The sequence below is a fragment of the Xylocopilactobacillus apis genome, assembly GCF_033095965.1.
Lineage (GTDB): Bacteria > Bacillota > Bacilli > Lactobacillales > Lactobacillaceae > Xylocopilactobacillus > Xylocopilactobacillus apis.
The window spans coordinates 1115932-1129819 of sequence record NZ_AP026801.1 but is presented as its reverse complement, the minus strand read 5'-3'; the positions used below and the strand labels follow the sequence as shown (position 1 = coordinate 1129819).

Here is a 13888-nt window from a genome sequence, read left to right as displayed (position 1 = left end):
AGACAGCATCAACTGTCTTTTTTTATATTGAGGATAATTTTGCCGAAAATTACAATCTTTACCGATGGTGGCACTAGAAACACTGGTAACTTTAAAGGCGGTAAGGTTCGTTCAACGGATCTGGCAGCCTGGGCATATTTAATTACATATGACGGAAAAAAGTTTTATGCTAGTGATGGTGTCTTTGGAGCAACTAATAATCAAATGGAATTAACAGGATTATTAAAAGCCCTCCAAAAATTAAAGTCTTCAAAAGGTAACATGTTTCCAATCACCGTCTATTCTGATTCAAAGTACATTGTTGATGCAATAAATCAGCATTGGTTGGATAATTGGGCGAAGAGAAACTGGCGAAAATCAGGTGGAGGACCTGTGCTGAATGATGATCTTTGGCGCGAGATTTATCAGTTATTGAAGTTTTTTAAACAAATTGAGTTTGTTTGGGTTAAAGGACATGCCACAAGTAGTGGAAATAATTTTGTTGACCGAGTTTTAAACGAAACTATGGATAAAATGAAATCAGCTAATTAATTAAAAGTAGAAGCATTTTTAATTTAAGGAGTTTATTTGACAGATACATCATTGAAACAGTTTGAACTTTACTTGCCGTATCCGAAAAACATTTATCAGCTTTTTGGAATTAACGATATATATTTAAAATTGATCGAGGAATCGCTCAAGGTAAATATCAATATCTCTCAAGATCAACTTCATCTTGTAGGCATTAAGGATAATGTTTTTGTAGCTAAAGAAGTGATTTCTCGGTTGGAAAAAATGATTTATGCGGGAGTTGAAGTTAATATAACTGACCTAAAAAATTTGTTAAATCGCCAGTTAGAGTCGTCAAAAGAAGAACAGGACTTTTATCAACAAACGATTTACCGCACCAAAAAAGGGGCAGTAATTCGTCCAAAGAATGCAACTCAAAAGAAGTTTGTTCAAGCTGTTAAAGAAAACGACATTACTTTTGGAGTGGGTCCTGCGGGAACAGGAAAGACCTATTTGGCAGCAGTAATGGCAGTTGCTAGTCTAAAAGATCATCAAGTAGAAAGAATTATTTTAACGCGCCCCGCTGTTGAAGCTGGTGAAAGTCTAGGATTTTTGCCGGGTGATTTAAAAGAAAAAGTTGATCCTTATTTACGTCCGGTCTATGATGTTCTAGATGAAATCTTAGGAGCTGACCAAAGTGCCCGGATGATTGAACATGGAGTAATTGAAATCGCACCACTAGCTTACATGAGAGGTCGAACCTTAAATAATTCTTTTATTATTTTAGATGAAGCTCAAAACACCACTTCTTCTCAAATGAAGATGTTTTTAACAAGACTTGGGATGGGATCTAAAATGATTGTTAACGGGGATATCTCTCAAATTGATTTACCAGCTAATGCTCGCAGCGGTTTAGTTCAAGCACCAAATATTTTGAAAGATATTAAAGGAATTGGTTTTATTGAGTTTAAAGCTAAAGATGTTGTTAGATATCACCTAGTTTCTAGAATTATCGAAGCATATGAAAAGGATGGACGTTAATTGGATCTCGAAATTAACAATAAAGAGAATTCTTTACCAGATAAGTATTTGAAAGAAGTTAAAGATCTGATTGAATTAGGCGGGGAAAAACTTAAACATCTTGACGATACCCAGATATCGATTAATTTTGTTTCCGATGAAGAAATTCACTCGATAAATAAAGAGTATCGGAATAAAGATCTTGTAACCGATGTTATAAGTTTTGCAATTGAAGACGATGAGGATCCAAACGTTTTGGAAGCTTTCAAAAATGAGGGGATTCCTCGCGATTTAGGAGATTTATTTATCGCTCCTAACTTTGTGTTTAAGCGTGCTGAAGAGATGGGGCATAGCAAAGAAAGAGAATTAGGATATACAGTAATTCACGGGTTACTTCATTTGAGTGGTTACGATCATATTACCCCAGAAGATGAGGCCGAAATGATAACTTTACAGGAGGAAATTCTTGAAACGTACGGCCTTAAAAGATAATAGTTATAAACATACCAATTTGTTCCAAGCAGCTAAATCGGCAGTTAATGGGCTTTTCTATGCTTTTAAAGAAGAAAGAAATCTTAAAATTGATATTTTAGTATTTCTTGTTTTGTGGTGCATAATGCTGTCACTTAATTTTTCGGTTGTAGAAAAGATCATTTGCTGTCTTAATTGGGCATTAATTGTTAGTATGGAAGTAATCAATACAGTTTTTGAACGAGTAATTGACCGCATCTGGGGAGAAGATTACAACGAAGAGGTTAAAATCTTGAAAGATATGGCAGCTGGTGCCGTGTTCTTTTTATCAGCTTCACTAGTGATAATTGTTGGAGCACTTTGTATAGTTAAATTAGGCGGTTTTTAAATGGATGATACTTTGTATGAAGAAGCAGTAAAAGTTAGGGAGAATGCTTATAGCCCCTACTCAAATTTTAAGGTCGGAGCAGTTCTTTTAAGTAAAAGTGGGATCATTTTTACAGGCTGTAATGTTGAAAATTCTTCTTACGGCTTGACCTCATGTGCTGAGAGAAATGCAATTTTTTCAGCAGTAACAGCCGGTGAGCAAGAATTCTCAAAACTAGTTGTCGTGGGAGATACTGAAGATGTCACAGTTCCTTGCGGTGCTTGTTTACAAGTAATGGCGGAGTTTTTTGATGCCGAAACAGAAATATTATTAGCCAACACGGCAGGTTTAAAGAAAACATATAAATTTTCAGAACTTTTGCCAGTTAGCTTTAACTTAGGGGATGATCGCAATGTTTAAATCTGGATTTGTCGCAATTGTTGGAAGACCAAACGCTGGGAAATCAACACTAATGGATCGTTTTCTTGGTTCTGAATTATCGATCGTTACTTCACAGCCTCAAACGACAAGAAACTCAATCAAAGGAATTTACACTACTGAAAATGAACAGGTGGTTTTTATTGATACACCCGGTATTCATAAGCCAAAAGACTTACTAAGTGAGCAGATGGATGATTATTCTTATCAATCATTTAAAGATGCTGACTTAATTTTGTATGTTGTCGATATTAGTGTTGAGCTTGGAAAAGGTGAACAGTATGTGATTGACAAGTTAAATGATCAAAAAGTTCCAATTGTTTTAGTGCTCAATAAAATTGATTTAATTCACCCCGATAAACTTTTAGAAATCACCGATTATTTTAAAGAACATCTAAAATACGAAAAAGCAATCCCGCTTTCAGCAGTTACTGGTCAGAATTTTCCTGCCTTGAAAGAAGAAATTGTTAACTATTTGCCAGAAGGAATGCCTCTTTTTGATGTTGATGATTTATCTGATAAGCCAACGATCTTTTTTGTTGCCGAATTAGTTAGAAAAGCAATTTTAGAATTAACTAGTGAAGAAATCCCACATTCCAGTGCTGTTGAAGTCCTTGATATGAGTCAATTTGAAAACGGAAAAAGAATTATTGAAGCAACGATTTATGTTGAGCGTGATTCTCAGAAGAAAATTATTATTGGTTCTAAAGGCTCAATGATTAAGAATATTGGCATTCAAGCTCGCAAACAGATCGAAGAACTTCTGGGCGAACGCGTTAATTTAAAACTTTGGGTAAAAAAAGCTCCAAAGTGGAGAAATACGGTTTCTTATTTGAACAGCTTAGGGTATAAAAAAGAAAAGCACTAGATGGAAGAATTTAACGGAATTATTTTTTATCGTAAGAAGTATCGAGAAAATGATTTGTTAATTAAGATGTTGACTGATGACTATGGCAAAAGGTCCTTTTTCATTGGTCAAGGCAGTCGGAAAAAAAATCGCTTGAGTTACGGACTTCAGGATTTTACTTTAGGCAGTTATGCCGGACGAATTTCAAACAATGGTTTTTCTTTTGTTAATGAAGTAATTAATGAAGAAATCTATTCTTCAATTTATTCTGATATTGATAAGGGATCTTATGTAAAATATGTATTTTCGTTAATTGATAGTGCATTTGAAGACGGCTTAGTAATTCCTGCTTGGTTTCGAATCTTGCGAGAATCACTTGAACTAATTGATCATGATACAAGTCCCGAATTGATTGCCCACGCATTTGAAATAAAATTATTAAAAGTTTTTGGAGTTAATTTAGATTTCTTTTCCTGTAAAATCTGTGGAAGAGATGATTTACCGCTGGATTTATCTTTTAAATATGATGGAATGATTTGCAGTAATCACCAAAATCTTGATGATTTTCGTTTTCATTTGGATTCTAGAATGGTGAAATGTCTGCAGGTTTTGACTATTGGAACAATTAAGTCAATTTCAAAAATGAATCTAGATGAGAAAAACATGAAAATTTTACGTGATGTTTGTGATGAGATTTATCGCAACTATATTGGCATTTATCCAAAAACAAAATCGTTTATAGATAAATTGCGCAATGAATCGTAAAATATAGATTGTATTTAAATATAGAATGGGGAATTAGCATGCAACAACAGTATCTCACTATGCAAGAGATAATTTTAAGACTTCAAACCTTTTGGGGTAAAAAAGGATGTCTTTTAATGGAAGCCTATGATACAGAAAAAGGTGCAGGGACAATGAGTCCGTACACTTTTTTGCGCGCAGTAGGTCCAGAATCATGGAATGCTGCTTACGTTGAGCCATCAAGAAGACCAGCTGATGGTCGTTATGGAGAAAATCCCAATCGTCTTTATCAGCATCATCAGTTTCAAGTTGTAATGAAGCCTTCTCCAGCTGCCATGCAAGAATATTATGTTGATAGTTTGCGCTATTTAGGAATTGAACCTTTAGAACATGATATTCGTTTTGTTGAGGATAATTGGGAAAATCCATCAATGGGCTGTGCTGGTGTTGGTTGGGAAGTATGGCTTGACGGAATGGAAATTACGCAATTCACATATTTTCAAGTAGTTGGTTCGATTCCTGTTGACCTAGTGACAAGTGAAATTTCATATGGGCTAGAACGACTTGCTTCTTATATTCAAAATGTTAACTCCGTTTATGATCTTGAATGGGGTAATGGCGTTAAATATCGGGATATTTTCTTTGAACCAGAAGCAGAACATTCAAAGTATTCTTTTGAGATTAGTGACGAAAAAATGCTGTTTGATTTATTTAAAAAATATGAAACAGAAGCATATCGATTGTTAGACTTAGGTTTAGTTCACCCAGCGTATGACTATATTTTAAAATGTTCACATACCTTTAATTTGTTAGATGCCCGAGGTGTCGTTTCAGTTACCGAACGTGCGGGCTATATGGCTCGTATTCGTAAAATGGCTCATAAAGTTGCAAGTGTATTTATTGAAGAGAGAGAAAAACTTGGCTTTCCATTGAAAAATGATGAATTATTTGCAGATAAAGGGGAGAAAGTTAAATGAGCCATAACTATTTAATTGAAGTTGGATTGGAAGAAATGCCAGCTAATGTAATTGACGATTCAATTCAACAATTTAGAGTTAAAACAGCATCGTTTTTAAAAGATAACAAAATTAATTATGATGAAATTCAAGAATTTTCTACACCGCGCCGTTTAGCACTTTTAATTAAAAACATTGCTGAAAAGCAAGATGATATCAAAGTAGAGGCAAAAGGACCTGCTATAAAAATTGCCAAAGATCAAGATGGAAATTGGAGTAAAGCAGCTTTAGGTTTTGCTAAAAAGAATGGTGTTGAACCAGATGATTTAACAACGACGACAGTGAAAAATGTAGAGTATCTTTTTGTTAAAAAAGATATTCCCGGAAAACCTACCAAAGAATTATTGCCAGAGATTAAAGAGGTTATTGAATCTTTGACCTTTAAGACCAGAATGAGATGGGCTAATCATTCATTTGAATATATTAGACCTTTGCACTGGTTTGTTTCATTACTAGATCAAGAAATTGTACCTTTTGAAATTTTGGGAATTAAAGCCGGCCGCACAACACGGGGACACCGTTTTTTAGGTCAAGAAATTGAGTTATCGCAAGCTTCAGATTATGAAGAATCATTAACTAAAGATCACGTTATTGCAGATCCTAAAAAAAGAGAGAAGATGATTCTCGATCAAATTAATGAAATTTCAAGTGAGAATCACTTTAATGTTGAGATTGACCGATCATTACTTAATGAAGTAGTAAATATTGTTGAATATCCAACGGCATTTATGGGAGGATTTGATCAGAAATATCTAGAAATTCCTGATGCAGTTTTAATAACTTCAATGAAGGATAACCAACGTTACTTTTATATAACTGATTCAAATGGTAATTTATTGCCGAAGTTTATTTCTGTGAGAAATGGAAATAAAGATCATCTCGAAAATGTCATTAAAGGAAATGAAAAAGTTCTGACTGCCCGATTGGAAGATGCCCTGTTTTTCTATCGTGAAGATCAAAAGCATTCAATTAAAGAATATGTTGAACGCTTAAAACATGTGAATTTCCACGATGAGTTGGGTAATATTTATGACAAAATGGCCCGCAGCAAGAAAATTGCTTTACTTTTGGCAGATAAATTAGGCATAAGTGCAGCTGACCGAGCTGATTTAGAGCAAGCAGGTTCGATTTATGATTTTGATTTAGTTACTCAAATGGTGGGAGAGTTTGCTGAATTACAAGGTGTCATGGGTGAAATTTATGCCAAATTAGAAGGTGTAAATGATAATGCTGCTGGGGCAATTTTTGAACATTATCTTCCGCTTTCAGCTAACGGGGAGCTGCCAAAAACTGTTGTCGGCTCAATTCTTTCAGCAGCCGATAAAATTGATACGCTTCTTTCATTTTTCAGCATTGGTAAAATTCCTAGTGGCTCTAACGATCCTTATGCACTTAGACGTCAGACGATGGGAATTGTTAGAATTATGATGCAGAATCATTGGGACATCTCCTTAAGTAAATTATTAAATGAATTATTTGAAGGAAATGGATTTTTGATTGATCCTGCAGGTTTAAAAAATAATCAAAAAGAACTTGATAGTTTTATCAGAGATCGAATTGATCAGAACTTAGCGGATCAAAAGATTCCTAATGATTTAATCCAAACGGTTCACAAAATAAAAGATCTCAATCCTACTAAAATTGAGGAAGCTTGTTTAATTCTAAATAATCATCATGGAGATGCAGACTTTGTTGAGATGATTCAAAATCTAGCTCGGGTACAAAGATTATTTAAGAAAGAAAATCCTAAAGATTTCGAAGGGAAAGTAGTTAAGCAAGATCTTTTTGAAAACGATTCTGAAAAATCATTAAACGAAAAAGTTGAGTCAATCACAACTTCTTGGAATCAAGAGCGAGATTTGTCTAAACTTTATCAAAATCTTGAAAATATGATTCCAGTAATTAAGGATTATTTTGAACAAACGATGATTAATGTTGATGATCAGAATTTAAGAGAGAATAGATACGTTCAGATGACATCTTTACTTAATCTAATTAATTATTTTGGAGACCTAACTCAAATTGTTATTTAATAAAATAGGTGAATAGTGGCACAAAGGATTCCAAAAGAAATAATCAATGATATTCAAGAACGGGTTAGTATTGTTGATGTTGTTGGCAGATACGTTCAGTTAAAAAAGCAAGGAGCAAATTATTTTGGCCTTTGTCCTTTTCAAACTGAAAAGACTCCCTCATTTTCCGTAAACGAGGAAAAGAAAATTTTTCATTGCTTTTCCTGCGGACGCGGGGGGAGCGTGTTTACTTTTATCATGATGATTGATAATCTTAACTTTGTTGAGGCTGTTTCCAAGGCTGCAGAAATTGGCGGAATTCCTTTTGATTCATACCGTTACCAGGTGAATTCTAAACGAAGAAATATCGATGAACCAATTGAAAAAGTTTTGAAATTTTCATGCAATTTTTATCATCATGTTTTACAGCATACGCAAATCGGTCAAGAAGCGCTTGATTATCTAAAGCAAAGAGAAGTTCTACCTGAGACAATTGAACATTTCAAATTAGGATATGCGCCTGATAACAATCTTTTATCAGAATCATTAAAATCAGCAGCTGATCTTGATCAAGAAGCAGTAAAAAAGAGTGGGATTGTTACAGAAGCTGATTCTAAAATTTATGATTATTTTAAAGATCGGGTAATGATCCCAATATCTGATGAAAATAATAATTTAGTTGGATTTGGCGGCAGGCTGCTTAATAATACTGATTCAAGTGAACCAAGGTATTTAAATAGTAAACAAAATGAAGTTTTTAATAAAAGTAATCTACTATTTAATTTAAATCATGCAAAGCAGGAAATTGCTTTAGCACATGAAGTAGTGTTATTAGAAGGATATTTCGATGTAATCAGCGCTTGGCAGGCAGGCTTAAAAAACGGCGTTGCTTCCATGGGAACAAGTTTTACAGAAAAGCAGCTCAGTTTACTAAATAAAGTTACGAATCGCGTAATCTTAGTATATGACGGTGATTCTGCTGGAAAGGCGGCAATTGATAAAGCCATCGACAGTCTAACTGGACGACATAATTTGGAAGTTATGGTTGCACCGATTCCTGGGGGATTAGATCCTGATGATTATATTAAAAAGTATGGGGCTGATAGTTTTAAAAAACTTGTAACTAAAGATCGGGTTTCAAAATATCGATTTAGACTCGATTACTACCAAGAAACCGCTAATCTCAGTAACGAACAAGATTTATTAGATTTTGTAAATCGGGTCTTAGATAAGTTTGTTGACCTTAAGGATGATTCAATTCAAAAAGAATTATATCTAAAAGAGCTATCAAAGATAACGGGGATCAGTTTATTAAATCTTCAAAATCAATTTAATCAGCATGTTGCGCAAAATACTAAGAGTGTTGAGCGAGTTGTAAGACCACTATCAACTCCTGTCAAGCAAAAAACTGATAATCGATTTGAAAGAGCTCAAAAAGAATTACTGTTTATTGTTTTCAATAACGATCTCTTTGATTGGTTGGAACAAAAATATCATTGGTTCTTTCCCAATACTGATTATCAGATCATTTATGAGTTGTTTTCACAGTATTATAAGGATAATAAAGATAACATTAAGTTCTATGAATTTATAAATGATTTGCCGGCAGAACTAGCAAATATTGCCACAAATATCAGTTCACTTGATCGTCCAACTTCAACGGATGAACAGGAGGTTCAAGAACTAATCGATGTTATCCAGAAAGAGAATCTTGAAAATAGAATTGTAAAATTAAAACAACAAATTGAAGAGTATCAAAAATTAGGTCAAAAAGAAAAGTTAGATCAGTGTATGAAAAAACTAATTGAACTGATTCGCGTAAAACAGCAGGAGGAATCTTATGGCAGCAAAAAAGACATCAAATAACGAAGAAAATAGCCAAAAACCAAAGAAGGTTACGGCTAAAGAGAAAACAAAAAGCACTGGCAAGGTAAAAATTTCGGTAAAATCAAAAGTCAAAAAGACTCCAAAAGCTGCAGCAGCTAAAGAAAATGTTAAAGAAGAAAAAGTAGAGCCTAAAAAGACAACTGCCAGTAAGGCACCTAAAAAGACAACTGCTAAGAAAAAAAGTAAAAAAGAAACTAATGCACCAGCTGTTGATCAAAAAGAATTAGAATTTCAAAAGTTAGTTACTAAATACAAAAAAGCTCATGAAATCACATACGATGAACTAGCTAACCGCTTGGAACTTTCTGAAGATCAAGATGCTGACGAAATTGAAAAAGTAATTGGTCGTTTAGAAGACGAAGGAATTGGTGTTGTTGATGAAGAAGGTGAGCCGACAGATATTGCACTTAAAGCACAAAACGTTAAGATCAAGAAAGACGATTTAACTGCACCTGCTGGAGTTAAGATCAATGACCCAGTTCGGATGTATTTAAAAGAAATTGGTCAATTTCCATTACTGAAAGCAGAAGAAGAAGTTGAAATTGCTAAAAGAATTGAAGCAGGTGATGAAGTTGCTAAACAAACACTTGCAGAAGATAATTTGCGTTTAGTTGTTTCGATTGCTAAGAAGTATGTTGGAAGAGGCATGCAGTTTCTTGATTTAATCCAAGAAGGTAACATGGGATTAATGAAGGCCGTTGAAAAGTTTGACTACACTAAGGGATTTAAATTCTCTACCTATGCAACGTGGTGGATTAGACAGGCCATCACCCGTGCAATCGCCGATCAAGCTCGAACAATTAGAATTCCAGTTCATATGGTTGAAACAATCAATAAGTTAATTAGAATTCAAAGAATGCTTTTGCAGGATTTGGGTCGTGATCCATTACCGGAAGAATTAGGTGCTGAAATGGATCTTCCAACTTCTAAGATTCGTGAAATTTTAAAAATTGCCCAAGAGCCAGTTTCATTAGAGACTCCAATTGGAGAAGAGGATGACTCTCACCTGGGAGATTTCATTGAAGATTTTGATGCAACAAGTCCAGAAGAACATGCTTCTTATGAATTATTAAAAGAACAGCTTGAACAAGTGCTTGATACTTTAACTGAACGTGAAGAAAATGTGCTTCGCCTTCGATTTGGCTTAGACGATGGGCGAGTTCGGACCTTAGAAGAAGTCGGTAAGGTATTTGGCGTAACGAGAGAAAGAATTCGTCAGATTGAAGCTAAAGCATTAAGAAAATTGAAGCACCCAAGCCGTTCTAGACAATTAAAGGATTTTCTATAAGTGATAAATATTGATCTAAGATTAAAAACTTTAGCAAATTTTGTTCCAGCACAAAGTGATTGTGTTGCCGATATTGGAACAGATCACGCATATTTACCAATTTATCTGATTCAATCCGGGAGGACTCACTATGTTTTTGCAACAGACATTAAGGAGGGTCCTCTTTTTAACGCCAAAAATGATATTGCAAAATTTGGCTTAAAAAAGCAAATTGAAACTAGATTAGGTCCAGGACTTGTGCCGATTGTTGACGAAAGTTCAATTGATACAGTCATAATCTCTGGGATGGGCGGTAAGTTAATCGCACAGATCATGGAAGATTCTTCCAAAATGTCTAATCAGATTACTTATATTTTTGAACCAAATTCCAGTGAACCTCTTCTCAGACGCTGGCTAATGGCTAATAACTTTTTAATTACTAATGAGAAAATAATCGAAGTCCAAGATCGAATTTATGAATTTATTGCAGCCAATCATCAGTCCAAAACTGTTTCTTACAGTGAAGAAGATCTTTTATTAGGTCCAATTTTGCGAAAAGAAAAAAACGCAGTTTTCACTAAAAAATGGCTCAAAGAATTGAATAAAAGAGAATTGGTCAAGGCTAACCGTCAGAAATCAAATCAATTAATTTCTTCTAAGGACTTGGATCAAGAAATAAAAATAATAAAGGATAACTTATGAGTGAAATTAGATTATCAAATTTAATGGATTTTTTAGAGGAAAAATATCCCTTAAATGACGCGATGACATGGGATCATGTAGGTCTGCAGATTGGAGATCCGACACGGGTGGTCAAAAAAGTTTTTACAACGCTTGATGTAACTCCTTCGGTTGTTGATCATGCAGTTAAAAATGGTTTTGATACGATTGTAAGTCACCACCCGCTGCTTTTTCATTCGATTCAATCGATGAATTTAACCATTCCGCGTAATGAAATGTACCAAAAAATCATCAAAAATAATTTGAATGTCTACAGCATGCATACTAATTTTGATGTTGGAACAAACGGGATGAATGACGGGTTAGCAGAAATGCTGGGTTTAACTAACGTCGAAGGGATCTGTCCCGTGAAAACAAAACAAGGTGTTAAATCCATTGGCCGCATGGGAGACACTCAGTTAACAGTTGATGAAATTGTAGAGAAGTTTAAATCTAGATTAAAAATTAAAATGATTAGACTTTTATCTAACTATAAGCCAGTAAGAAAAGTAGGAATTGTTGGCGGTGCGGGAGCAGAATTTATCACTCCTGCATTTAACAGCGGCGTTGATCTGTTTATTACTGGAGATGTTAAATATCATGACTTTTTAGATGCTCAAATTGCGGGTTATGCGGTTTTAGATGTGGGTCATGTCGCTGAAAAGATTTTTGCCGAGAGAATGGCAATAATGATAAATAAAAATTTAAATTTGACAGTTGAAGCTAATGATTTAGACAAAATGGAAATTTTATACCTGGAGGACAAATGAAATATACAAATTTAAAAGATCGTTTTATAAAATATGTTAAAGTTAATACTCGCTCAGATGAAAAGAGCAATACAACTCCAACAACTAAGTCCCAAGTTCATTTCTTACACGATTTAGCAGATGAATTAAAATCAATTGGCTTAGAAGATGTCAAATACAACAAACAGAATGCTTACGTTACTGCAACTCTTCCAAGTAATATCGATCAAAAAGTACCAGTTGTCGGTTTTATATCTCATGTTGATACTGCAGATTTTAATTCTGAAAATATCAATCCGCAAATTATCGAAAATTATGACGGTAAAAGCGATATTCCTCTTGGACAAAGTGGATTTAAGTTGGATTTAAAAAATTCACCAAATTTAAGCAAATATGAGGGGAATACGTTAATCACTACTGATGGAACGACATTACTAGGATCAGATGATAAATCTGGGGTTGCCGAAATTGTTTCCGTGATGGAATATTTAATTAATCATTCAGAATTTAAGCATGGTAAGATAAGAGTTGCCTTTGGTCCTGACGAAGAAATTGGGGTTGGGGCAGATAAATTTGATGTGAAAGATTTTGGAGCAGATTTTGCTTATACCGTTGATGGAGGGCCACTTGGAGAATTAGAATGGGAAACCTTTAACGCAGCAAGTCTTGAAATTAAAGTTCAGGGATATAATATTCACCCTAGCGTAGCTTACGGTAAAATGATTAATGCGTTGCAAGTTGCGATTGATTTTCATAATTCATTACCCCAAGATGAATTTCCAGAAAATACCAAAGATCGAGAAGGATTTTTCCATTTATTATCCCTAGATGGATCTGTTGATCAAGCTCGCATGTCATACATTATTCGTGATTTTGAACGAGACGGTTTAGAAGAACGCAAAGAATTAGTTAATAAAATCGTTGAGCGCCTTAATAAGCAGTATGGCGAAAAACGAGTGCAAGCAGAAATGCACGATCAGTATTATAATATGGCAGAAGTGATGAAAGACCATATGGACGTTGTCGAGCTTGCTAAAAAGGCCATGGAAGATTTAGGTATTAAGCCCAATATTGCACCTGTGCGCGGTGGTACTGACGGTTCTAAGATCTCATTTATGGGACTTCCTACTCCTAATTTGTTTGCTGGCGGAGAAAATATGCATGGTCGTTACGAGTTTGTATCACTTGAAGTAATGGAAAAAGCTGCAGATGTGCTGCTCCAGATTATTAAGTTAACTACAGAGAAAGAAATTTAAAAGGAGGATTTGAAATGCCTTTAGTTCATATTGATTTAATCGAAGGAAGAACCGATGATCAATTACGTAAATTAGTAAAAGATATTACTGACGTGATTGGTAAAGATCTTAATGCACCTGCTGAACATGTGCATATTGTATTAAATGAATTTCCCGCTAGTAGAATGGCTGATGCAGGAAAATTAAGAAGTGACGAAGATTAAGAATGAGTGAAAATCCAATGTCTGAAGAAGATCATGACACAAAGGTCAAAAAGGAAATTTTAACAGCTTTAGAAAATGTTATCGATCCAGAATTAGGAATGGATATCATTAATTTGGGTCTAGTTTACCGCATCGATCTTGATGATCAAGGGACATGTAATGTTTTAATGACATTAACCACGGTTGGCTGTCCTTTAACAGTTGAACTGCAGGAAATGATAAAAATGGAATTAGAAAATGTTCCTGAGGTTAAAGACGTTACGATCGAATTAACATTTGATCCACCGTGGTCAATGGACCGAATGTCTCGTTACGCTAAAATTGCGTTAGGAATTGCTTGAGAGGCTGTGACATAACTGTCCCTTAAAAATAAAATAACGCTGATTAAATCATACCGACCAA

Annotated in this window: 16 protein-coding genes; all 16 read left to right on the top strand. The window is 34.6% G+C overall.

The window, feature by feature from the left end; translation table 11 throughout:
• Positions 1 to 39 precede the first annotated feature (39 nt).
• From R8749_RS05390 to R8749_RS05315, 16 genes are read left to right on the top strand one after another with little or no spacing between them, the layout of a single operon-like run.
• On the top strand, positions 40 to 531 hold the full coding sequence (locus R8749_RS05390; protein WP_317698469.1) for a ribonuclease H family protein: 492 nt from the start codon (positions 40 to 42) through the stop codon (positions 529 to 531).
• Positions 532 to 567: 36 nt separating this feature from the next.
• Positions 568 to 1530 (top strand): PhoH family protein, encoded by a 963-nt coding sequence (locus R8749_RS05385; protein WP_425613216.1) that lies wholly within the window; start codon positions 568 to 570, stop codon positions 1528 to 1530.
• On the top strand, positions 1531 to 2001 hold the full coding sequence (ybeY, locus tag R8749_RS05380; protein WP_317698467.1) for an rRNA maturation RNase YbeY: 471 nt from the start codon (positions 1531 to 1533) through the stop codon (positions 1999 to 2001).
• On the top strand, positions 1976 to 2368 hold the full coding sequence (locus tag R8749_RS05375) for a diacylglycerol kinase (protein ID WP_317698466.1): 393 nt from the start codon (positions 1976 to 1978) through the stop codon (positions 2366 to 2368). The genes ybeY and R8749_RS05375 overlap by 26 nt, the downstream gene beginning before the upstream one ends.
• A complete protein-coding gene (cdd, locus tag R8749_RS05370; RefSeq protein WP_317698465.1) occupies positions 2369 to 2767 on the top strand; it encodes a cytidine deaminase in 399 nt (132 codons plus the stop codon).
• Complete coding sequence (gene era / locus R8749_RS05365) at positions 2751 to 3653, top strand: GTPase Era (protein WP_317698463.1); 903 nt, start codon at positions 2751 to 2753, stop codon at positions 3651 to 3653. Before cdd ends, era begins: the two co-directional genes overlap by 17 nt.
• Entirely contained in the window at positions 3654 to 4397 is a 744-nt protein-coding gene (gene recO / locus R8749_RS05360; protein ID WP_317698461.1) for a DNA repair protein RecO, read from the top strand.
• A 59-nt stretch (positions 4398 to 4456) separates the two neighbouring features.
• Complete coding sequence (gene glyQ / locus R8749_RS05355) at positions 4457 to 5353, top strand: glycine--tRNA ligase subunit alpha (RefSeq protein WP_425613223.1); 897 nt, start codon at positions 4457 to 4459, stop codon at positions 5351 to 5353.
• Complete coding sequence (gene glyS, locus R8749_RS05350) at positions 5350 to 7425, top strand: glycine--tRNA ligase subunit beta (protein WP_317698457.1); 2076 nt, start codon at positions 5350 to 5352, stop codon at positions 7423 to 7425. Before glyQ ends, glyS begins: the two co-directional genes overlap by 4 nt.
• A gap of 15 nt (positions 7426 to 7440) precedes the next feature.
• Positions 7441 to 9270, top strand: coding sequence for a DNA primase (gene dnaG / locus R8749_RS05345; protein WP_317698456.1), 1830 nt, complete (start codon positions 7441 to 7443; stop codon positions 9268 to 9270).
• A complete protein-coding gene (rpoD, locus tag R8749_RS05340; protein WP_317698455.1) occupies positions 9245 to 10579 on the top strand; it encodes an RNA polymerase sigma factor RpoD in 1335 nt (444 codons plus the stop codon). Before dnaG ends, rpoD begins: the two co-directional genes overlap by 26 nt.
• Positions 10580 to 11260: a tRNA (adenine(22)-N(1))-methyltransferase gene (locus R8749_RS05335; protein ID WP_317698453.1), complete on the top strand. Its 681-nt coding sequence runs from the start codon at positions 10580 to 10582 to the stop codon at positions 11258 to 11260.
• On the top strand, positions 11257 to 12048 hold the full coding sequence (locus tag R8749_RS05330; RefSeq protein ID WP_317698452.1) for a Nif3-like dinuclear metal center hexameric protein: 792 nt from the start codon (positions 11257 to 11259) through the stop codon (positions 12046 to 12048). Before R8749_RS05335 ends, R8749_RS05330 begins: the two co-directional genes overlap by 4 nt.
• Positions 12045 to 13283 (top strand): peptidase T, encoded by a 1239-nt coding sequence (pepT, locus tag R8749_RS05325; RefSeq protein ID WP_317698451.1) that lies wholly within the window; start codon positions 12045 to 12047, stop codon positions 13281 to 13283. Before R8749_RS05330 ends, pepT begins: the two co-directional genes overlap by 4 nt.
• Before the next feature lie 14 nt (positions 13284 to 13297).
• Complete coding sequence (locus tag R8749_RS05320; protein WP_317698450.1) at positions 13298 to 13486, top strand: 2-hydroxymuconate tautomerase; 189 nt, start codon at positions 13298 to 13300, stop codon at positions 13484 to 13486.
• Positions 13487 to 13488: 2 nt separating this feature from the next.
• Positions 13489 to 13827, top strand: a complete 339-nt coding sequence (locus tag R8749_RS05315; protein WP_345784992.1) for a metal-sulfur cluster assembly factor — start codon at positions 13489 to 13491, stop codon at positions 13825 to 13827.
• Positions 13828 to 13888: the final 61 nt, after the last annotated feature.